This is a genomic window from Marinobacter xiaoshiensis, assembly GCF_031631795.1.
In the GTDB taxonomy this organism is placed as follows: domain Bacteria; phylum Pseudomonadota; class Gammaproteobacteria; order Pseudomonadales; family Oleiphilaceae; genus Marinobacter; species Marinobacter xiaoshiensis.
This window is the reverse complement of the sequence record NZ_JAVMBO010000017.1, coordinates 20,599-41,701: the sequence shown is the minus strand read 5'-3', so window position 1 is coordinate 41,701 and position 21,103 is coordinate 20,599. Positions and strand designations below refer to the sequence as shown.

Sequence of the window (21,103 nt, the reverse complement as noted above, 5' to 3'; positions counted from 1 at the left end):
CTCCTTCACTATCTCCTTCACGCGCCCAGAATTGAGCGCAAGTGGGCATTCAGGAACCTGCCCTGGGGGTCGAGGCTCTCGCGCAGCCCGGTAAACTCGCGCCACTGTGGGTACAACTTTTCCAGATGCCGTGCATTCAGCGTATGCAGTTTGCCCCAATGGGGTCTGCCGTCGTACTTCCAGAAGATCGGCTCTATGGCCGCAAACAGGTTGTGATAATCCATGCTGTAGTGCTGGTGCACAGAAATGGCGCAACTGTCGCGCCCCTGGAACATGCTCAATGGCACGTCATCGGCCTGCACATAACGGTATTCCAGAGGAAACCAGGTGGGCAAGTCATTGCGCTCTATCAATTGCAGGATCTCCCGCAGGCAGGCGGGGCCATGCTCCGCAGGCACTGAGTATTCCATTTCATTAAAGCGCACCGAGCGCACATTGGAATAGATCTCGTAGGATTCGCCAATACGCTCATCAAAGGTCGCAAAGTGCCGCAGATTATTCAGCAAAAACCGGCGGGCAGAGGGGAAATCACTGCCATATTTGTCGAGTTTCTCCAGCAGCGTGACAAACTCATTGCCACCGCTTTCTGCTTTGTTTACCGGAGGTGTAGCCGGCTCTTCGGTTTCGTTCAGGGCAATCGCCAGGGCATAGTCTGAATGGGTAATCACCAGCATTTCCCAGTGCTGGTTTTCGGACACATGCTTATCAATATCCGCCAACAAGTCTTCTGTTTTGGCCACCCACATGGTTTCCCGCAGGCGATAGCCTGGCCGGTTCTGCATGGTGAGCTTAGTGATTACCCCGAGCGACCCCATGGATACGCGGGCAGCATGGAACACCTCCGGGTTACGTGTGGCATCGCAGTCCAAGACCTCACCGCTCGCAGTTACTAGCTGCAACCCTTTGATGTAGCTGGAGTACGAACCGTATTTAATGCCGGTACCATGGGTGGATGTAGCAACGGCGCCACCCAGCGTCTGGTGATCAATATCCGCCATATTGATAAAGCCCTGGCCAACATCGTTCAGCGCCATGCCCATCAGTGCCATGGAAGTGCCCGCACCAAACTCCGCCTGGTGGGTTTCTGAATCATGGCTTAACATGCCACCAAAATAGCCCAGGGAAAGCAGGGTGTCGTCAGTCGGCACCAGCGGGCTGAATGAATGCCCTGCTCCAACCGGGCGAATGGTTCCCGTACTTTGGGCAATAACACTGACCAACTCGCCGAGTGATTTGGGAGTTATCTGCTGTGCTGGCAAGCAGGTCTGCACGCCCGACCAGTTGCGCCAGGGCTGCATGCGTTGAGGGTTGAGAACTTGTGCAAGTGCGGCCTGACTGCCAAGCGCACCCAAAGCACCGAGGGCGCCGGCGTATTGGAGAAACTGGCGACGATTTAAAGACATGTTGGGTTCCTGTTTACAACTTCTGCGTGAGGCGCAGTTTTATTTCTGTTGAGGCAAGGATACCCGCTGCAACATCATTCTCCGATAGCACCAGCGCCGGAAAGGCCGACACAAAGGGTCAATTTTACATCATTGTGACCTGAGTCCCCCTCTGATGGCTTCATCCACCAGCCAACCCCTCAGCAGCTGAATGCTTCGTTCCCTTCGCCGGCTGGTTTTCCAGGCAAAATAGAACCGGTCGCCGGTCACCAGCGGGTGGCAAGGCAAGCGCACAAACTCTTCTGAATCCTTACGGGTACTCAACATGTAGTCGTTGGTCAGCGCTATACCCTGGTGATAGCGCGCCGCCTCCAGCGCCAGCAACATGTGGCTGAAATGCTGTACGCGAGCGCCGGAAGGCAGGGATTCATCCACGGTTTGATACCAGGCTTCCCAGTCGCCAGCGGCTTTGTCGTATATACTGTGGGTAGATAACAGGGGGAAGCGGGCTATCTCCGCCGGAGTCATGGCTGGTTCATCATGGCCGGTCACATCGGTTTCCCGCCCTAACTCTCTGCAGATGCGCTGCCAATAATCCTGACTGCACACGGGGAAAAGCCGCTCCACATACAAAAGCTCGTAACTGTATGCTGGGGAATCCCTGTGGATGGTAATAAAGCAGTCTGCTACCCGATCAGACAGCACCGGGTTTTCACTGGTCATTTCCAGCGCCAGTTCTACCTGCGGGTGCTGCCGTTGCAAGTCTGGCAACCTTGGTACCAGCCAGCGCACGGCGAAGGAACTGAACAGCGCGAGCCGTAACCGGGACTCTTCATGCCCCAGCAGTTTTTCACTGGCCCGCTCGATTTGCAGCAACGCGGTACTGACAGCATCCAGATACTGCCGCCCCTCATCGGTCAACGCGAGTGTGCGCCCGCTGCGCCAGAACAGCTGCTCACCCAGGTAGGTTTCCAGTTGTTTGATCTGATGGCTCACCGCACTCTGGCTGACCGCCAATTCCTCGGCAGCCATTGAAAAGCTGTTGAGGCGAGCAACCGCTTCAAATACGGGCAATGCTTTGAGAGGGGGCAGCTTCATTATCTATTTTTCTAATACCTGGCGAATAAACATCATTTTATCGGATATTAAAACCCATGTAGGCTACAACTGCCACTTCCCATATGTGCGTTTTATTTCACCCCGAGTTTCAGGATAAGAAAGCATGTCAGGTAAAACCGTAAACAGCGCCATTCTTTTGCTTGTGCTTGGCAACGCCATGGCGCTGATATCTGACGTGTTTATCAAGCTCATGGAGCCGGGCGCACCGATTCTGCAGTTCGCATTTCTACGCTGCCTTATCACCCTTGTTTTCTTGCTGCCTTTGGCCCGCAAGATCGACCGGAACAACCTGTTCTCCGGCATCAAAGTACACGCCATCAGGGCGCACGTTCATCTGGTAGGCCTGCTGTGCATGATCGTTGCCTTGAGCAACCTGCCTCTGGCCACGGCCAACGCCGTATTTTACGCGGCACCGATTCTGGTGATGGTGTTTTCGGTGGTTATCTTCCGGGAGTCACTGTCGCCACTGAGTGTGCTTGCAGTCTTCAGCGGCTTTGCAGGCATCATCGTTATCCTGCGCCCGGTGGAGTTCAACTGGGCGGTTGTGGCGGCGCTGGGATCTGCCCTCACACTGGCAATCAACGCGGTGATGGTGCGCAAGTTACCCAAGGGCCAGAGCACTGTGCACAAGCTGTTTCTCAACTACCTGTTGGTTATCCCGGTGTCTGGGCTACTGGCAGTGTGGGAGTGGCAACAGGGTGCAATATGGCACCCGGAAATTCTGTTTACAGCGGCGGCTTCTGCGTTTTTCATTCTGGGTTACAACATTACCGTTTTGCTGGCTTACAGGCAGGTAGATGCAAACCAGGTAACCAGTGCGGAATATACGGGGCTGATTTGGGCAGTAGCTATTGGCTGGATCTGGTTTAACGAGGTGCCCGACTGGTGGTTCCTGGTGGGCAGCTTGATGGTTGTTGTGCCGCTGGTGATGATCGGCCTGAACCAGCGCCGTAAATCACCGCCCAGAGGCTTTAATCCCGCTACCCGAGATGATCAACAAGCGGCCACCGCCAAAGCCTGACGCAACTGAGGGCGGGGCACCTTCCGAAACTGTGCGGTGCCAGGGATGGCGGAGCCAAGCGTACACGGACGTATTCACAGCGTGTTTCGGAAGGTGCCCCGCCCTCGGTTGCTTACTCGGAATTACAGGTCTTCCTCAGGAGCTTTCTTGAGGCACGACTCAATTGCGAAAGTATGAGTACACTCATCACCCAGTGCGCGCAATGACTCAGCGAGCCTGAGCAGGTATTCGGAGTTTGGGCCACTCGGACCAACCGCAGAAGCAATCTGGCGGGCTATATCCGCATCCGGCGCCTCGCCAAGGAAGGCTTCGTTGTCCTCAGTGGCAATGTAAACCAGCCCCTCACCATGACTGCCGTTATCGAACGTCAACGTTGTGGTGAATCGCAAATAGCCATTCTTCTCCCGTACATCCAAATGCTCGAACACCTTCGGTGACACCCGGAAGGCCATACCTTTGCACTTGGCACCCGGCTGCTCGATCAGAGTCACCACACGCCCTGGCGCTTCCGGAGTACCGCGGTGATCGTGAGATCCCTGCCAGAACCGACGGGCCCAGCCCTGAATAGACGCTGGGCGTTTTTCCAAATACGGAAAGTCGACTTTATAGATGAGCGAACCGTAGCCAAACAACCAGATCGACTCGATGCCGGAAAAATCCTGTCGGTTGCGGTTGTGCTCTGTGGTGTCAGCGGACATTGAGCCCCCTTATGCTCCCATCAAACCGGAACTGGCGATAAAGCCTGTAATGCCTGTCAGTACAATTTCTGCTGCCATGGCCGAGAGTACCAGACCACTGATTTTGGAGAGTATGTTGAGGCCGGTTTTACCCAGAGCTTTTTCCAGGTAGCCAGACAAGTGCAGCAATATGCCCAGAATCAGCAGGCCGGAAAGCAGGCCCAGCAGACCTCCCGCCACTTCCGGAGCCTGTTTGAGTTCAGCACCGTATACCAGAATAGCACCGATGGTAGCGGGGCCAATCATCACTGGAACAGCCAAGGGCACAACAGCGATGTCGTCGCGTTCCTCCTCTGGTAAGCCAGTGGCATGGTTGCGGGTGCCGCTGGTGACCAGGCTGATGGCAGTGAGGAACAGCAGTGTACCGGCACCAATACGGAAAGAGTTCAGAGTAATGCCAATGGCGCTGAACAGCACCGGGCCGCCGAAGAACAACAAGACACCCATTATGGATGCAGCAATGCACGCCCGGCGAATGATCGAGGCTTTTTCAGCTGCGGGCAAACCGCGGGTCAAGGCGATAAACATGGACACCGCAAAGAAAGGCGCCAGCAGAAACAGAAAGCGAATGGTGCTGCTGATATAGGTGCTGAAAAACATCTCAATCATCGAAAAAATTCCGGTATGTGCAAAAACGCAAAGCATAGCGCCTTATCCGGATTTCTGCCGTACGCAACAGAACGTATGGCAGGCAAAGTCCTGAGCTTGCACTAGGATGAAGGTAGTTCTCCTTCCTTTCATCGGTTCAAACACAGGGCGTTTGCATCATGAAGATTGGCATTCCAAAAGAGATATTCACAGACGAACGGCGAGTTGCAGCCACACCGCCTTCCGTACACAAACTGATCAACCTGGGCTATGAGGTAAGAGTTGAATCCGGCGCAGGCGAAGCGGCGCACTATCGCGACGAAGCTTATGAAGCCGTTGGCGCTTCCATTGCCGCGGATGCTCAATCCCTTTGGCGCGAGGCAGATATCATTCTGAAGGTTCGCGCACCCATGCTGAACCCGGCTCTGGGCAAGCATGAGGCCGACCTGATGAAGGAAGGGGGCTTTCTCATCAGCTACATCTGGCCCGCCCAGAACGCCGAGCTTCTTAACCAGCTGGCGGCCCGTAACATCACCACCTTTGCCATCGACAGCCTGCCCCGCATAAGCCGGGCCCAGAAAATGGATGCTCTGAGCGCCATGGCGAACATCGCCGGGTATCGTGCGGTGGTCGAAGCCGCCAATCACTTCGGACGCTTTTTCACAGGCCAGATAACGGCAGCAGGCAAGGTGCCGCCAGCCAAGGTAATGGTAATCGGCGCCGGCGTGGCCGGGCTTGCGGCGGTGGGCGCAGCCAATAGTCTGGGGGCCATCGTCCGGGCCTTCGACACCCGGCTGGAAGTGAAGGAACAGATTGAAAGCATGGGCGCCGAATTTCTGCAGCTGGATTTTGGCGAGGAAGAAGGCAGTGGTGCAGGCGGTTACGCCAAGCAGATGAGCGACGAGTTTATCAAGGCGGAAATGGCGCTGTTCGCAGAACAAGCCAAAGAGGTAGATATCATCATTACCACCGCCCTGATTCCCGGTAAGCCGGCGCCGAAACTGATCACGGCGGAGATGGTGAAATCCATGAAGCCCGGCAGCGTGATTGTGGATCTGGCATCGGAACGAGGCGGCAATTGCGAGCTTACCGAGCCCGGAAAAATTGTCGAGCAGCACGACATTACGCTGATCGGCTACACGGATCTTCCCAGCCGTATGGCCAAGGTGGCCAGCGATCTCTATGCCACCAACCTGTTTCATCTGGTGACTGAACTGACACCGGAGAAAGACGGCCAGCCAAAAGTGAACATGGAGGACGACGTGATTCGTGGCCTTACGGTGGTGCTGGGCAAGGACGTAACCTGGCCGCCACCGCAGCCGCAAACACCCACCAGCCCCAAGCCTGCACCAGGCACAGAAGAACCTTCGGCAGAACAAAAAGCGGCGGCACACAAGGAATCCCAACGCCGTAGCCTGATCGGTAAGGGGGCCGTGTTGGTCGTCACCCTTGCGGCACTTTATGGCGTTGGCGCCTATGCACCGGAAAGCTTCCTGCGGCACTTCACCGTGTTCGTGCTGGCGTGTTTTATCGGCTGGCAGGTGGTGTGGAACGTCACGGCGTCCCTGCACACACCCCTGATGAGTGTCACCAACGCCATCAGTGGCATTATCGTGATCGGTGCCATGTTGCACCTGGCCCAGGCAGAGAATGCCGTGGTCGGAGTTCTGGCGTTTGTGGCGGTGCTGATTGCCAGCATCAACGTTGGGGGTGGCTTCCGGGTTACCCATCGCATGCTCAAAATGTTCCGCAAATAGGAGGCGACCACCATGAGTACAGGACTCGTTAGTGTGGCCTATGTGGTCGCCAGCGTATTGTTTATCCTCAGCCTGGGAGGCCTGAGCAATCAGGAATCCGCACGCCGGGGCAATCTTTACGGGGTAGCCGGCATTCTCATTGCATTGGTCGCCACCATGGCCAGCGTCAGTGACAGTGGGCTTGTTGCCATCGTGATTGCGGTGCTGGTGGGTGCCAGCATTGGCATCGCCATTGCCAACAAGGTAGAAATGACCCAGATGCCACAGCTGGTGGCGCTGCTGCACAGCTTTGTCGGTTTGGCCGCCGTGCTGGTGGGCTTCACTGGCTACATCGAGCCGCTGATTCACACCACAGGTGCCGAGCACACCATCAAACTGGTGGAAGTGTTTGTGGGCATCTTTATCGGTGCCGTTACCTTCACCGGCTCGCTGGTGGCCTGCGGCAAGCTGGATGGCCGTATCGACAGCAAGGCTCTCACCCTCCCCGGCCGGCATCTGATGAATCTGGCTGCGATAGCGGTGTCGATTCTGCTGGGCGCCTTGTTCCTGGGTACCGAAAGCATGGCGCTGGGCATACTTGCTCTGGTGCTTATGACGATAGTGGCGGCAGTGTTGGGCATTCACCTCATTATGGCCATTGGCGGTGCCGACATGCCGGTGGTGGTGTCGATGCTGAACAGTTATTCCGGCTGGGCCGCAGCGTCCATCGGGTTCATGCTGGGCAACGACCTGTTGATCGTGACCGGTGCACTGGTGGGCAGCAGCGGCGCCATTCTCAGTTACATAATGTGCAAGGCCATGAACCGGTCGTTCATCAGTGTAATCCTCGGCGGATTCGGCCAAACCAGCAGCAGTTCTGCAAGCGCAGACCCTGACGATCGAACAGCATTGGAAGCCAGCGCAGACGAAGTGTGCGAGGAGTTACGCAATGCTGATTCCGTCATTATCGTACCGGGTTACGGCATGGCGGTGGCGCAGGCTCAGAGTGGGGTGAGCGACATGACCAAACTGTTGCGGGAGCGTGGCGTGGATGTGCGCTTTGGCATCCACCCCGTAGCCGGTCGACTCCCCGGCCACATGAACGTGCTGCTGGCAGAAGCCCATGTGCCCTACGACATAGTGCTGGAGATGGACGAAATCAACGAGGATTTCCCAACCACAGACGTGGTGCTGGTTATTGGAGCCAACGACACGGTGAACCCTGCCGCAGCAGAAGACCCGGGCAGCCCGATTGCAGGCATGCCGGTACTGGAGGTGTGGAAAGCACGGCAGGTAGTGATTCTTAAACGGGGCATGGCAACGGGTTATTCCGGTGTGGAAAACCCGCTGTTCTTCAAGGACAACGCCCGCATGCTATTTGGCGATGCCAAAGACAGCATCGACAAGCTTGTTAGTGGGCTGAGGGACTAAGCCCGCTTACTCGGTGGTGTTAAAAACGTAAGAAGCTACGGTTCCGTCGGGATTGAACCGAACTACCAGATCCGTAGTTTCTGCATCGCCGAAGGCAGACCAGCGGTACTTGCCGTAAGTCCAGGTGCGCTTGCCGTCTTCAACGCCTGTGCGCCAAGGCTCCCCAAACATTTCCTGAATCTCGGCCCGGGTGGTTTCACCCTGGGTAATCTGGTCAATATTGTGTGTGGAAAAATCCTTACCCACCGTCGCACAACCTGCAAACGCCAGCAGGCTCGCAAGCATCAGCACTGACAGACTGTTCTTAAAAGACATTACCGTTCCTCCCGTGAAATTCCACCCATAAAAAAACACCCCCATCATACGCTCAGACAATGGGGGTGTGCTGTTACAGACAGGAAATATTCAGTCCAGTCTCAGTATAGTTTGGTGAGGGATTTGCGGGCGAAATCGTCCACTTCGCCAAGCCGTCCTTCCTGCACTTTGGTCAGCCATTCCGGGTCCTGTAGAAGTGCGCGGCCCACGGCAATCAGTTCAAATTCGTGGTTGTTCATGCGCTCTACCAGCTCGTCGATACCCGACTGCTCTACCGACTCTTGCTTGCTGGCCATGGTGCCACTGATGAAATCTTCGGTCAGGCCAACGCTGCCTACCGACATGGTGGGCTTGCCAGACAGCTTCTGCGTCCAGCCTGCCAGGTTAAGGTTGGAACCTTCAAACTCCGGCTCCCAGAAACGGCGGGTTGATGCGTGGAAAATATCCACACCGGCTTCAACCAGCGGCTTCAGGAACTGTTCCAACTCTTCCGGGCTGTTAACCAGTTTTGCTTCGTAATCCTGCTGCTTCCACTGCGAGAAGCGCAGCATGATGGGGAACTCCGGGCCTACTCGGTGGCGAACCGCTTCTACTATTTCTACAACGAAGCGCAGGCGATTTTCCATGCTACCGCCGTATTCATCATCCCGCTGGTTGGTGCCTTCCCACAGGAACTGGTCCAGCAGATAGCCGTGAGCGCCGTGAATCTCTACGCCGTCAAACCCGAGTGCTTTGGCATCCTGTGCGGCATCTGCGAATGCCTTGACCACATCCGCAATATCCTCTTTGCTCATCGCCTTACCGTTTGGCTTTCCTGGCGCAAACAACCCTGATGGGCTGTAGCCGGGAACGGAAGGATCTGGCTCTGTACCTTCTTTACGCACCGCACCCACGTGCCAAAGCTGCGGAAAAATGGCTCCGCCAGCTTCGTGTACAGCATCTACCACGTTTTTCCAGCCAGCCAAGGCTTCTTCACCATGAAACTGGGGCACATTGGGGTAGCCATTGGCACCGGCATGATTCACCGTTGTGCCTTCCGTGATGATAAGGCCAACGCCTGCTTCGGCCCGGCGCTGGTAATAAGCCACTACGTTCTCCCCCGGCACGCCTTTGGGCGAGAAATTGCGGGTCATTGGCGCCATGGCGACCCGATTGCGCAGCGTGAGGTTGTGAATATCAAAGGGTTGAAACATAGGGCCCAGGTTGGTGGTCATCAGTGGCTACTCCGTAGAAGTTCAATGTTGGCGATGACTATTGATTAACGAGGCACGGCCGCTTGGTAGCTACCTCACTAATTTGGTCTCTTAACGCAACTTTATTTAATCTGGTTTTAAGATGCAACCTTATTATGTACACTTCTTCCCATGGCCAGAAAACGTTTTGATGACTCCAACTGCTCCGTCGCCCGTGCCCTGAACCAGGTGGGTGACTGGTGGTCCCTGCTTATCGTACTGCACGCTATGTACGGTACCCGCCGTTTTGTGGACTTTCAGCAAGAGCTGGGCATTGCCAAAAATATCTTGTGCGACCGCCTGGCCCGATTAGTAGATAACGGCGTACTGAAAAAAGTAGATGTGGGCGAGCACGGCTCCCGTTTTGAGTACCGGCTTACCGAGAAAGGCCGGGATCTGTTCCCTGTTGTTATTGCTCTGCGCCAATGGGGAGACAAGTGGAACCCGGCACCCGACGAGACACCGCTGGATCTTAGGGATAAAGCCACAGGGCAGCCAATACAAACCGTTCAGGTGCAAAACGCCCTAGGTAATCCAGTCACTGTGCGTGATGTGTTTGTTTCCGGTGACGCCGCGCCTGGCAGCAAAAAAGACTCTGCCTGACAATCCGCAAAACTACACTCCTGAACCTTTTCTTGAGTTGCGTCAATCCGACGCTGTAACGCGGCTCAACTGCCAGCAATTATTGCGCTATATCAAGTTCTCTATCTCCATGATCTTTAATCTGATCGCAACAACGATTCAGGTTCTCAGGAGATATATATGTCCCGTACGTTCAAACTTAGTGTTATGGCAGCTGCAGTTATGGCCGTTGCGCCCGCTGCTCAGGCTTTTGAAGCTGGTGATTTCATTCTGCGTGCCGGTGTTGTGCATGTGGCACCAGATGATTCCAGTGATGTGATCACGGCAAATGGCGCTGCCGTACTTGGCAGTGACGCCCGCGTTGCCGTAGACGCCAATTCACAGCTTGGTATTCGTGCAACCTACATGTTTACGAGCAATCTGGGCTTGGGCGTACTGGGTGCTACTCCGTTCAAACACAATATCAGTGGCGCGGGAGACCTGGCTGGCGCCGGGAAACTGGGTGAGACCAAACACCTGCCGCCTACTGTTACCTTGCAGTACTTCCCGATGCATAGCTCATCAATGTTGCAGCCCTATGTAGGCGTGGGCGTCAACTACACTACCTTCTTTGAGGAAAAAACCACCAGCACGGTAGATGGCGCCCTGGGAGCTGATTCTACAAAGCTTAAGCTGGATGATAGTGTTGGCGTTGCTTTTGAGGCTGGCATTGATTACATGCTCAGTGACAATTTCGGTTTGAACGCCGCTATCTGGTGGGCAGACATCAACACAGACGCCACTATTACTGCATTCGACGCATCAGGCAATGTGGCAGCAAAAACAGACAAGTTCGAAGTCGAAATCGACCCGATGGTCTACATGGTAGGCTTCACCTACAAGTTCTGATTCCCGAAAACAACAATGCGGAGCCGAAGCTCCGCATTGTTTATTCAGTTACCTGAGGCCTTACCTGGCTGCAGGCACTATTGGTCTATTCTTCACGCACTCTGGCTTGAACGCCCACGCTGACCACCGCCACTCTGGCTGCGACCACCGCTACGACCACCTGGCTTATCGCCAAAGCTGCGGGGCTTACTGCCCGGCCGTCCGTTACCACCACTGCGATTGCGAGCCTTGCTGGGATCTGCCTTGGCTTTGGGCTTCATAGCCACATTGTTCTTTGGCTCAAAACCTTCTATTTCCTTGCGCGGCAACTGCTTCTTGATCAACTTTTCGATGCCAACCAGCATCTTGAGCTCATCAGCGCTTACCAACGACAACGCATGGCCACTTTCGCCCGCGCGACCGGTACGGCCGATGCGGTGAACATAGTCTTCCGGCACGTTGGGCAGCTCAAAGTTAACCACTTGGGGCAACTGTTTGATGTCCAGACCGCGGGCAGCAATATCCGTCGCTACCAGCACACGCACTTCTCCAGCCTTAAAATCAGCCAGAGCACGGGTGCGAGCACCCTGAGACTTGTTGCCATGAATGGCGGCAGCGGTAATGCCGTCATTTTCCAGCTTCTGGGTCAGGCGGTTAGCGCCGTGCTTGGTACGGGTAAACACCAGTACCTGTTCCCAGCTGTTATCACGCACCAGTTTGCTCAGCAGAGCGGTTTTCTGGCTCTGATCAACGGTGTACACCGACTGTTTTACTGACTCAGCAGTGGTGTTTCTGACCGCCACATCAATCTGAACCGGGTTATTCAGCAGGCCTTGAGCCAGCGCACGAATCTCACCGGAGAAAGTGGCTGAGAACAGCAGGTTCTGACGCTTGGCTGGTAACAGCGCAAGAATCTTTTTGATGTCGCGAATAAAGCCCATGTCGAGCATGCGGTCGGCTTCGTCCAGCACCAGGATTTCCACTTCGTTGAACTTCACAGCGTTCTGCTGATACAAATCCATCAAGCGGCCAGGCGTGGCAACCAATACATCCAGGCCTTTACGCAGCTTCATCATCTGCGGGTTGATTTTTACACCACCAAAAACCACGGCAGCTTTGGTGGGAACATATTTGCTGTAAAGATTTACGCTATCGTGAACCTGTGCGGCCAGTTCCCGTGTGGGCGCCAAAATAAGTACACGGGGACCTTTGCCCGTGCGCGGCTTCTCAGCCAGACGCTGCAGCAATGGCAGTGTGAAACCGGCGGTTTTCCCGGTGCCCGTCTGGGCTGCAGCCATAACATCCTTGCCTGAAAGTACGGCAGGAATGGCCTGAAGCTGGATGGGTGAAGGGGTATCGTAACCTTGATCGGCGGTTGCACGGACAAGCTGCTCGGACAAACCGAGTGAAGAAAAACTCATATATGATTAACTCTTGATTGTTCTGCCTCCACGAACACCGTTTTGGGCGAATGCGGGCAGATGCCATGAAGATTCATGGAATAAAAGACGACTACAGTCACGCGCCGGTAATCGGGGTGACGTCCTCTGACAGGTCGTATGGAGGTTCGCAACGCGGCTTAAAGCCGGAAACTGCAGAATCCTTAGAGGCAGGATGCGTGCACAGTAACAGAGGCAACAAGAATTAGCCATAAGGAATTGGAACCGGTGAACGGGGTATTACTGTCGATTTTAATCAGGCCCCGAACAGTGCAGAGCGCAAAGGCTGCAGAAAGCCACGGAGATTGTGCTCACTGGCATGGGTTTTCTTGCCGTCGAACTCCATGTAGCCATCCTCAATGGGGTCAAAGCGCAGTACTTTCACATCTGCCAGGTAATCCTGTGAAGATTTCCAGGGACCATGAGTGCCCTGCCGCGGAAGGCGATCCGCGGCGCGATTGACGTAACCGGAATCCAGGGCACCCATTACGGTATCCTCGCCCAGACTGTTTCCGTGATCTCTGGCGACCGCCACCCGCATCCCCCGTTGGTCCATGTGGTTGATCAGGCGGCACAGATATTCACTGGCAATATCGGCCTTCAGGGTCCAGGAGATATTAGTGTAACCAAAGATCATGCCCGCATTGGGTACGCCTTCAACCAACACATTCTTGTAAACAATCTTGTTTTTCAACACCACTTCCCGGCCATCTACTTTCGGCTTGATGCCTCCGAGCATCTGAATATCCAGGCCGGTGGCGGGAACGATGATGTCTGCATCCAGATGCTCACCGGATTTAAGGCGAATACCGGTTTCTGTGAAGCGCTCAATATGATCGGTTGCCATGGATGCCTTGCCCGCCTTCAATGCGCGGAAAAGGTCACCGTCTTTCACCACACACAGGCGCTGATCCCAGGGATTGTAGCTCGGGGTAAAGTGGCGCATGTCGGTTTGGTCGCCCACCTGATGCTTGATAATGCCCAGAAACAGGCGGCGCATGAGCTTGGGGTTCTTGCGGGAACGCTGGTACAGAAACCGGGACACCGTAATATTGCGCGCCCGGGTCAGCCGGTATGCGGCCTTGGCAGGCAGCACCTTCTGAATGCCAAGAGTTACTTTATCCATCGACGGCAGGGGCATCAGGTACGTGGGCGAGCGCTGCAGCATGGTTACATGCCCGGCTTTCTCCGCCAGCGTGGGCACCAGTGTGACCGCCGTGGCACCACTGCCGATCACTACAACCTTCTTGCCGGTGTAATCAAGGCCTTCCGGCCAGTGCTGCGGGTGAACAACCTGGCCTTTAAAATCCGCTTCGCCGGGGAAATCAGGCTTATAGCCCTGATCGTAGTTGTAGTAGCCGGTGCAGCCAACCAGAAAACCAGCCGTATAGGTTTCGGTTTTACCAGTAGCCTCATTCGCAGCAGTCAGCTTCCAGCATTTTTCTGCACTGGACCAATCTGCGGTTTTTACAGCAAGACCGTAACGAATATGCGGCTCAACGTTGTGTTCTTTTGCGGTTTCGCTGACATAGTTTTTGATGGAAGCGCCGTCTGCCAGCACTTTTCCGCCAGTCCAGGGGCGGAAATTATAGCCAAAGGTGAACATGTCAGAATCGGACCGAATACCCGGGTAGCGGAACAGATCCCAGGTGCCACCGAGTGATTGACGCCGTTCCAGAATAGCGAACGACTTGCCCGGACACTCACGCTGGAGATGGCAGGCCATACCGATCCCCGACACCCCTGCGCCGATGATCAACACATCAAAATGCTGCTCGCTCATATCCGACCTCTCAAAGTCATTGTCGTTCTTCTGGTATCCATGAGAGTTACGATAGCGCAGCCGGGTATGCGGGGTGGTTAGCTAGCGGGGTCTAAAACTACTGATTTTGGGCCAGTTTGCGAATACTGGCCGCGGAATGCTCAGCCCAAACCCTGTATGCATCCAGGCCGGGATGAAAGCCATCCGAGGCCATATAGCCATGTTCCAGAGGAAAGGACACACACAGATATTCAAGGCGCCCTTTCTCGAAAGAGCCGGTATCGCACAGGCCTTTCATCAATGTGTTCAACTGTTTGGCCCGCAGGCCCAAGTACCAACGCAAAGGCTGAGGCAAGGCGGGAAAGAGATGCATAGGCGGGATGGCGGTGAACAGTACGAATGTTGCCCCCGTGCTATTGATCAACCGGTCCGACAACTCCTTCAAGGCTGACACCCACTGCCCGTTGCGGGTGCGGCCCGTCACATCGTTTACGCCAACAGACACGAGGACAACATCGTAATGGGCTTTGGGTGCGGCTTTGAGTGCCTCGATAACACCGGCTGCCGTGCGACCGGTTTCTGCCAATAAATTCCAGCTCACGCAGTGATCCCTGGCGAGTTCCCTGACCAACTGGCCCGCCAGTGCATCCTGTTGATGGCTCACACCTACGCCGGCGGCAGCAGAGTCGCCAAGAATCAGCAGCCGGAGTTGCGGCCCTTCGCCGAGAGTGCCGCAACGCTCGCCCTCGGGCTCCGGCAAGCGCGGGGTAACCTTGCGCACATAGCTTCCCTGCCCGATAAGAACCGGAGCCAGTGCAAGCGTAGATAAGGGGTACAACATAAGTGCTTACACTCGGTCAGTCATGGTGGCCAATCGGGCCTTCCGTAAACAGAAACTCTCGCAGATGTTTGTCCATCACTGGGTCTTTTCTGCGAATCCACTCAAGCACCATGGCTGCATGTTCCTTTTCTTCATCGCGATTGTGCTCAAGAATCGCTTTAAGCTCAGGGTCCTTGCAGGCATCCACTCGCTGGTTGTACCAGTCTACCGCTTCAAATTCCTCCATCAGGGAGCTGACGGCACGATGCATCTCGCGAGTTTCATCGGTCAGTTCGCCGACCGGTTCATGATAGCTGTCATTCGCCATATAGAGAGCCTCTTTATCGGATAGTGAGTAAGGTGTTTTTTCATGTTGCCACGCTTTGACAATAGACCAAAATACGCAATCCAAATACTTGGGGCTAGTTTGAGCCACCGCAAAGCCTGTGGCACAGTCAGCTGACACATCAACCCGGATAGTGCGCCATGAAAACTGTTTTCTCACCTCTGCACAGCCTCCGCTCCGTTAAAACCGAACTGGACGGGGGCATTCTGATTGAACCCCATGAGAAGCCATCACGGGCAGAGACCATACTGGCCAGAGTGAAATCACAAACCCTGGGTGAGGTGATTGAGCCTGAAGAGTTTGGCCTTGCACCCGTAAAGCGCGTGCACACGCCAGATTACGTGGCTTTTCTTGAGCACTGCTGGGCCGACTGGGTGGCTGAAGGCAAACCGGGAGAAGCCATTCCCGCTGTGTGGTGTGGCCGTGGTATGCGCCCCCGCATGCCCAAAGACATAGACGGTCGCCTTGGCTACTTCAGCTTTGCCGCCGAGACCTCCATTTCTGCTGGCACCTGGGAAGCGGCCTGCGCCTCTGCCAATGTCGCATTAACAGCCCAGAAGCTGGTCGCAAACGGCGAACGTGCCGCCTTTGCCCTGTGTCGCCCTCCCGGCCACCATGCCCACGCCGATTTATTCGGGGGTTACTGCTTCTTCAATAACGCCGCCATTGCGGCACAGGCATTTCGCGATCAGGGCTACGAGCGTGTTGCCATTCTCGATGTGGACTTTCATCACGGCAACGGCACCCAAGCCATTTTTTATGACCGCAGCGATGTACTGACCATCAGCCTGCATGGCGATCCAGACCTGGTGTTCCCACACTTTCTGGGCTTTGAGGATGAAACCGGAGAGGCTGAAGGAGAAGGCTATAACCTCAACATTATTTATCCTCCTGGAACGCCCTACAGCGAGTGGAGCAAGGGGCTGGAAACCGCCTGCAAGCGCATTGCAGATTTCCAGCCAGGCGCTCTGATTATTGCGTTGGGTGTGGATACCTTCGAGGAAGATCCGATTTCGTTCTTTAAATTGAAATCAAAAGACTACTTTTCTCTGGGCCAACGTATAGAACATCTAAGGCTACCTACAGTTTTCACTATGGAAGGCGGTTACGATGTGGATGCCATTGGCGTAAATGTGGTGAATGTGATGCAGGGTTTCGAAGGAAGGGCCACCAAACACCAGACGACCGATCTACTTTAAACTTCAAGATTCAACATTAAGGATTCCATGTGAATAACTTCAACTTTTACAACCCAACCCGTATCGCCTTTGGCGAAGGTAAAATTGCGGAGCTCGACAAACTGGTACCCAAAGACGCCAAGGTACTCGTTCTGTTTGGTGGCGAAAGTGCACGCCGCACAGGTACGCTGGATGAAGTTACCAAGGCACTCGGCGACCGGACGGTGACCGAGTTTGGCGGCATTGAGCCAAACCCGAGCTTCGAAACCTTGATGAACGCGGTTGTACAGGTACGCGAACAGAACATAGATTTTCTGCTCGCCGTAGGCGGCGGGTCGGTCATCGATGGCACCAAATTTGTCGCGGCAGCCGCCGTTTTCGAAGGTGACGAGTGGGATATCCTGCTCAAAGGTGGCCGCAATATTAAGCGCGCCCTGCCCTTTGGTTCGGTACTGACTCTTCCTGCCACTGGCTCTGAAATGAATAAGGGCGGCGTTGTAACCCGTCGCTCCCTGAAGGCAAAGCTACCCTTCCAAAGTGACCTTGTGTTCCCGCAGTTCTCAATCCTTGACCCCACGAAAACCTACACCCTGCCGCTGCGTCAGGTGGGCAATGGCGTTGTCGATGCCTTCGTTCATGTGATCGAGCAATACCTGACCTACCCAGCCCAAGCGCCAGTACAGGATCGTTTTGCCGAAGGCCTGCTGCTGACGCTCACCGAGATTGGCGCGCAAGCTCTGGCTGAGCCAGATAATTATCAGGTCAGAGCCAGCCTGATGTGGACCGCAACACTGGCCCTGAATGGTCTGATTGGCAGTGGCGTACCCCAGGATTGGGCCACACACATGCTGGGCCATGAGCTGACTGCGCTGCACAACCTTGATCACGCCCAGACTCTGGCCATTGTATTGCCGTCGATGCTGCGTGAGCGCAAGGCATCCAAACTCGACAAGCTGGTTCAATACGGCGAGCGGGTTTGGGGTATTCGTGAGGGGAGCGCTGAAGAGAAAGCCGAAGCCGCGATTGCCAAAACCCAGGACTTCTTTGAATCACTGGGCGTTAAAACCCGCCTTGGCGACTACGACCTTGGCGAAGAGCACATTGAGCCACTGATCAAGAGCCTGGAAAGCCACGGCATGACAGCGCTTGGTGAGCATGGTGATGTCACGCCGGATATGTGCCGCCGGGTGCTTCACGCAAGCCTGTAAGCTAAAACTGTTGCCTTTTGCGGGGCCCTGAAACCTCAGGTGCCCCTTTTTTTGCTGGCAAGGTCAGCAGGCTCAGCCCTTGAAGCCCTTGCCCACAACGTACACTTCCCGGGAACGGGCGCGGGAAGAGTCCGGCTTGCGCACCACCACCTTGTCAAAGACCTCTCTGGCCGCTTTCAGGTACTCGTCGTAACCTTCGCCCTGGAACACCTTGGCTATAAAACTGCCCTTGGGCTTCAACACCTGGCTGGCCATATCCAGTGCCAGTTCCACCAGGTACATGGAGGAGGCCTGATCAGTCACAGTAACGCCGCTGATGTTTGGAGCCATATCGGAAATCACCACATCCACCCGGCTGTCGCCGAGCGCTTCCATAATGGCCTCAAAGACCGAGTCTTCGGTGAAATCGCCCTGAACAAACTCCACCCCGGCAATAGCATCCATGGGCAGTATGTCGGAAGCCAGCACCCTGCCCTTATGGCCCACCAGATTGACCGCCACTTGCGACCAGCCACCCGGCGCAGAACCCAGATCCATCACCACCATGTTAGGGTGAATCAGCTTGTCCTTCTTGTTGATTTCAAGAAGCTTGTAGCTTGCCCGTGAGCGATAGCCGTCTACCTGCGCCTGCTTCACGAAGGGATCGTTTACGTGCTCATCAAGCCAGCGGCCACTGCTTTTGGAACGTGCCATAAGAACTCATCAAAAAAGGAAGTCGACCGCCCATTCTACGTGGCTGGCCCGCTTGCGGCAAAACCCTGACATCCGGGCCCGGCGCACGTACAATTACCGCAACACGTTCCGATCCCTTTATACCCGGCACCTGATCCGCTAACGGCGGCCAGTTCCGGGCAGGACAGACTATGATCCGCCTTACCGAACTGGCACTGCCACTGGACCACCCCGAAAGTGCCTTGCGGGCCGCCATCCTGGAACGACTGGGCATCGGCGACGCCGATTTGGTGGACTTCACCGTATTCAAGCGCAGCTACGACGCCCGCAAGAAGAATACCGAGATCAAGTTTGTTTACATTATTGATCTGAGCGCGCGTAACGAAGACGCCATTCTGGCCCGTTTCGAAAAAGACCAACACGTGCGACCAGCACCAGACACCGCCTATTACCCGGTCGCCCAAGCGCCCTCTGACTTGACCGAGCGCCCAATCGTGGTTGGCTTGGGCCCATGCGGCCTGTTTGCCGCCCTGATTCTGGCGCAGATGGGCTTCCGGCCCATTGTGTTAGAGCGCGGGCCAGACGTTCGCCGCCGCACCAAGGACACCTGGGCCCTTTGGCGGAATAAAACCCTGTCTCCGGAATCCAACGTGCAGTTTGGCGAGGGCGGCGCAGGGTTGTTTTCGGATGGCAAGCTCTACAGCCAGATCAAAGATCCCAAGTTCTACGGCCGCAAGGTAATGCATGAGTTTATCCGGGCCGGTGCACCGGAAGAAATACTCTATGTGAGCAAGCCCCATATCGGCACCTTCCGGCTGACCGGCGTAGTGGCCAAAATGCGTGAGGAAATCATCCGCCTTGGCGGCGAAATCCGCTTTGAAAGCAAAGTCTCCGACCTGCTCATACAGAATGGCCGCGTTGAAGGTGTGGAACTGGCCAACGGCGAGCGTCTGGACAGCCGATACGTGATTATGGCCCTTGGACACAGCGCCCGAGACACCTTCCGCATGCTCCAGCAAAACGATGTATTTCTTGAAGCCAAACCCTTTGCCATTGGCTTTCGCATCGAACATCCGCAATCGCTGATTGATAATGCCCGCCTGGGCAAATACGCTGGGCACCCCGCCCTGGGGGCCGCAGACTACAAACTGGTGTATCACGCCAGCAACGGGCGCGCGGTCTACAGCTTCTGCATGTGCCCCGGGGGCACAGTGGTGGCAGCAACCTCGGAACCAGGCCGGGTCGTCACTAATGGCATGAGCCAGTATTCCCGAAACGAACGCAACGCAAATGCCGGCATAGTAGTGGCCGTGCACCCGGAAGAAGACTTCCCCGGCGGCCCGCTGGCCGGTGTGGAGTTTCAGGAAGCGCTGGAATCCCGGGCCTATACACTCGGCGGCAGTGATTACTGTGCCCCCGCCCAGCTGGTGGGAGATTTCATCAAACGCATACCTTCCACCGAGCTGGGCGAGGTTGAGCCTTCCTACAAGCCCGGCGTCAAACTGGGCGATCTGGCGCCTTCCCTGCCTCCCTATGCCATCGAAGCCATCCGCGAGGCTCTGCCAAATTTTGGCAGGCAGATCCGGGGTTTTGACCGAAAAGATGCCGTTCTGACTGGCATTGAAACCCGCACTTCCTCACCGGTACGCATCACCCGGGATCGCACCAGCCTGCAGAGCTTGAATACCCGCGGTCTTTACCCGGCTGGCGAAGGTGCAGGCTATGCCGGCGGCATTCTTTCCGCCGGCGTGGACGGCATCAAGGTTGCCGAAGCGCTGGCACTGGCCATGCTGGACGATCTGGAAAGCAACAGCGGAGCCACTTAGGGAACCCCATCGTGAAGCTGGACGACATTAAAAAACTACACCAGAAAAAGTACCGTCAGGCGCTGGGTCATTATCTGGTTGAAGGCGAACATCTGGTGCTTGAACTGCAAAAGGCTGCCACCAGTCAGCCCGCGCTGAGGGCATCAGAGCTGTATGTGACCGACGCGTATGAGCATTGGCCTGGCCCGTTTAAAACCCATCTCATTAACGACCGCCAGATGGCACAGCTTGCCGACACCCGCACGCCCCAGGGGATTTTGGCGGTCGTGCCCATGCCGGCTAACGAAGATAAGCCCGTTACCGAGGCCAGCGAGCAAGCCATTTACCTGCACGAAGTTCAGGACCCAGGCAACCTCGGCACTATTTTACGCACCCTGGCCTGGTTTGGCGGGTTTCGCTGCCTGCTCAGCCCCGGCAGTGTCGACCCCTACAACCCGAAAGTGGTGCGCGCCAGCATGGGTGCGATCTTCCACACAGCTCTGGAAACCGATGTACCGCTGGCAAGCCTGTCCAGCCGCTATAGCTCTATCGCCTGCCTCGACCTGAACGGTGACGGGCTCACGGCAGAGTCATTCCGCCAGCACGACTGCTATCTGTTCGGCAACGAAGCCCGGGGGGTACCGCAGGAAGCCCTGGCACAGATGGCCGCAAAACCCTACACCATTGCGGGCAATGGCGAGATCGAATCCCTTAACCTGGCCTCTGCGGTCAACATGTGTGTCTATGAACTCAGGCGAGGCCAATAAGCCAAGAAAGGAGTGAATCATCGAAGGCTAGCGAATGATCCATTTGGGCACTCAGGGTGATGGATATCGTTATTGCGTGTAGCAAGCTAATCAGAG

General features: G+C 55.6%; 20 protein-coding genes. 9 read left to right on the top strand and 11 right to left on the bottom strand.

Annotated elements, in window-relative coordinates; genetic code table 11:
- Positions 1–17: 17 nt before the first annotated feature.
- Positions 18–1,403: a D-arabinono-1,4-lactone oxidase gene (locus RKA07_RS12075; protein WP_310966417.1), complete on the bottom strand. Its 1,386-nt coding sequence runs from the start codon at positions 1,401–1,403 to the stop codon at positions 18–20.
- A gap of 129 nt (positions 1,404–1,532) precedes the next feature.
- The gene (locus RKA07_RS12070; RefSeq protein ID WP_200369893.1) at positions 1,533–2,480 is read right to left on the bottom strand and encodes a LysR family transcriptional regulator; all 948 of its coding nucleotides are present in this window, start codon (positions 2,478–2,480) and stop codon (positions 1,533–1,535) included.
- Positions 2,481–2,604: 124 nt separating this feature from the next.
- Between RKA07_RS12070 and RKA07_RS12065 the strand changes: the two genes are divergently transcribed.
- Positions 2,605–3,522, top strand: coding sequence for a DMT family transporter (locus RKA07_RS12065; RefSeq protein ID WP_200369894.1), 918 nt, complete (start codon positions 2,605–2,607; stop codon positions 3,520–3,522).
- A gap of 122 nt (positions 3,523–3,644) precedes the next feature.
- On the opposite strand, the gene RKA07_RS12060 is transcribed toward RKA07_RS12065, so the two are convergent.
- Together RKA07_RS12060 and RKA07_RS12055 are read right to left on the bottom strand one after the other, a co-directional pair.
- On the bottom strand, positions 3,645–4,220 hold the full coding sequence (locus tag RKA07_RS12060; protein ID WP_200369895.1) for a gamma-glutamylcyclotransferase: 576 nt from the start codon (positions 4,218–4,220) through the stop codon (positions 3,645–3,647).
- A 9-nt stretch (positions 4,221–4,229) separates the two neighbouring features.
- Entirely contained in the window at positions 4,230–4,868 is a 639-nt protein-coding gene (locus tag RKA07_RS12055; protein ID WP_200369896.1) for a MarC family protein, read from the bottom strand.
- Between the two features lie 158 nt (positions 4,869–5,026).
- Here RKA07_RS12055 and RKA07_RS12050 point away from each other — a divergent pair, with 158 nt between their 5' ends.
- Complete coding sequence (locus tag RKA07_RS12050; protein ID WP_310966416.1) at positions 5,027–6,604, top strand: Re/Si-specific NAD(P)(+) transhydrogenase subunit alpha; 1,578 nt, start codon at positions 5,027–5,029, stop codon at positions 6,602–6,604.
- Between the two features lie 12 nt (positions 6,605–6,616).
- Entirely contained in the window at positions 6,617–8,014 is a 1,398-nt protein-coding gene (pntB, locus tag RKA07_RS12045) for a Re/Si-specific NAD(P)(+) transhydrogenase subunit beta (protein ID WP_310966415.1), read from the top strand.
- A 6-nt stretch (positions 8,015–8,020) separates the two neighbouring features.
- On the opposite strand, the gene bamE is transcribed toward pntB, so the two are convergent.
- Positions 8,021–8,329 (bottom strand): outer membrane protein assembly factor BamE domain-containing protein, encoded by a 309-nt coding sequence (gene bamE, locus RKA07_RS12040; RefSeq protein WP_200202428.1) that lies wholly within the window; start codon positions 8,327–8,329, stop codon positions 8,021–8,023.
- Between the two features lie 101 nt (positions 8,330–8,430).
- Entirely contained in the window at positions 8,431–9,543 is a 1,113-nt protein-coding gene (locus RKA07_RS12035; RefSeq protein WP_200369899.1) for an NADH:flavin oxidoreductase, read from the bottom strand.
- Positions 9,544–9,693: 150 nt separating this feature from the next.
- Here RKA07_RS12035 and RKA07_RS12030 point away from each other — a divergent pair, with 150 nt between their 5' ends.
- Both RKA07_RS12030 and RKA07_RS12025 read left to right on the top strand, forming a co-directional pair.
- Positions 9,694–10,164, top strand: a complete 471-nt coding sequence (locus tag RKA07_RS12030; protein ID WP_310966414.1) for a winged helix-turn-helix transcriptional regulator — start codon at positions 9,694–9,696, stop codon at positions 10,162–10,164.
- A 159-nt stretch (positions 10,165–10,323) separates the two neighbouring features.
- Positions 10,324–11,031, top strand: coding sequence for an OmpW/AlkL family protein (locus tag RKA07_RS12025; RefSeq protein ID WP_310966413.1), 708 nt, complete (start codon positions 10,324–10,326; stop codon positions 11,029–11,031).
- A gap of 92 nt (positions 11,032–11,123) precedes the next feature.
- Here the strand turns inward: RKA07_RS12025 and RKA07_RS12020 are convergent, their stop codons facing one another.
- The 4 genes from RKA07_RS12020 to RKA07_RS12005 form a co-directional block, all read right to left on the bottom strand.
- Positions 11,124–12,431, bottom strand: coding sequence for a DEAD/DEAH box helicase (locus RKA07_RS12020; protein WP_310966412.1), 1,308 nt, complete (start codon positions 12,429–12,431; stop codon positions 11,124–11,126).
- 274 nt (positions 12,432–12,705) lie between these two features.
- Positions 12,706–14,232: a flavin-containing monooxygenase gene (locus tag RKA07_RS12015; RefSeq protein WP_310966411.1), complete on the bottom strand. Its 1,527-nt coding sequence runs from the start codon at positions 14,230–14,232 to the stop codon at positions 12,706–12,708.
- A 97-nt stretch (positions 14,233–14,329) separates the two neighbouring features.
- Positions 14,330–15,052: an SGNH/GDSL hydrolase family protein gene (locus tag RKA07_RS12010; RefSeq protein ID WP_310966410.1), complete on the bottom strand. Its 723-nt coding sequence runs from the start codon at positions 15,050–15,052 to the stop codon at positions 14,330–14,332.
- Between the two features lie 16 nt (positions 15,053–15,068).
- Positions 15,069–15,359, bottom strand: a complete 291-nt coding sequence (locus tag RKA07_RS12005; protein ID WP_144777435.1) for an encapsulin-associated ferritin-like protein — start codon at positions 15,357–15,359, stop codon at positions 15,069–15,071.
- Positions 15,360–15,517: 158 nt separating this feature from the next.
- Between RKA07_RS12005 and RKA07_RS12000 the strand changes: the two genes are divergently transcribed.
- On the top strand, positions 15,518–16,576 hold the full coding sequence (locus RKA07_RS12000; RefSeq protein WP_310966409.1) for a histone deacetylase family protein: 1,059 nt from the start codon (positions 15,518–15,520) through the stop codon (positions 16,574–16,576).
- 29 nt (positions 16,577–16,605) lie between these two features.
- Positions 16,606–17,763, top strand: coding sequence for an iron-containing alcohol dehydrogenase (locus tag RKA07_RS11995; protein ID WP_310966408.1), 1,158 nt, complete (start codon positions 16,606–16,608; stop codon positions 17,761–17,763).
- 72 nt (positions 17,764–17,835) lie between these two features.
- Here the strand turns inward: RKA07_RS11995 and rlmE are convergent, their stop codons facing one another.
- Positions 17,836–18,456, bottom strand: coding sequence for a 23S rRNA (uridine(2552)-2'-O)-methyltransferase RlmE (gene rlmE / locus RKA07_RS11990; protein ID WP_200369907.1), 621 nt, complete (start codon positions 18,454–18,456; stop codon positions 17,836–17,838).
- Positions 18,457–18,626: 170 nt separating this feature from the next.
- Between rlmE and RKA07_RS11985 the strand changes: the two genes are divergently transcribed.
- Together RKA07_RS11985 and RKA07_RS11980 are read left to right on the top strand one after the other, a co-directional pair.
- Positions 18,627–20,261, top strand: a complete 1,635-nt coding sequence (locus tag RKA07_RS11985) for an NAD(P)/FAD-dependent oxidoreductase (RefSeq protein WP_310966407.1) — start codon at positions 18,627–18,629, stop codon at positions 20,259–20,261.
- Between the two features lie 11 nt (positions 20,262–20,272).
- Positions 20,273–21,007 (top strand): TrmH family RNA methyltransferase, encoded by a 735-nt coding sequence (locus tag RKA07_RS11980; protein WP_310966406.1) that lies wholly within the window; start codon positions 20,273–20,275, stop codon positions 21,005–21,007.
- Positions 21,008–21,103 lie beyond the last annotated feature (96 nt).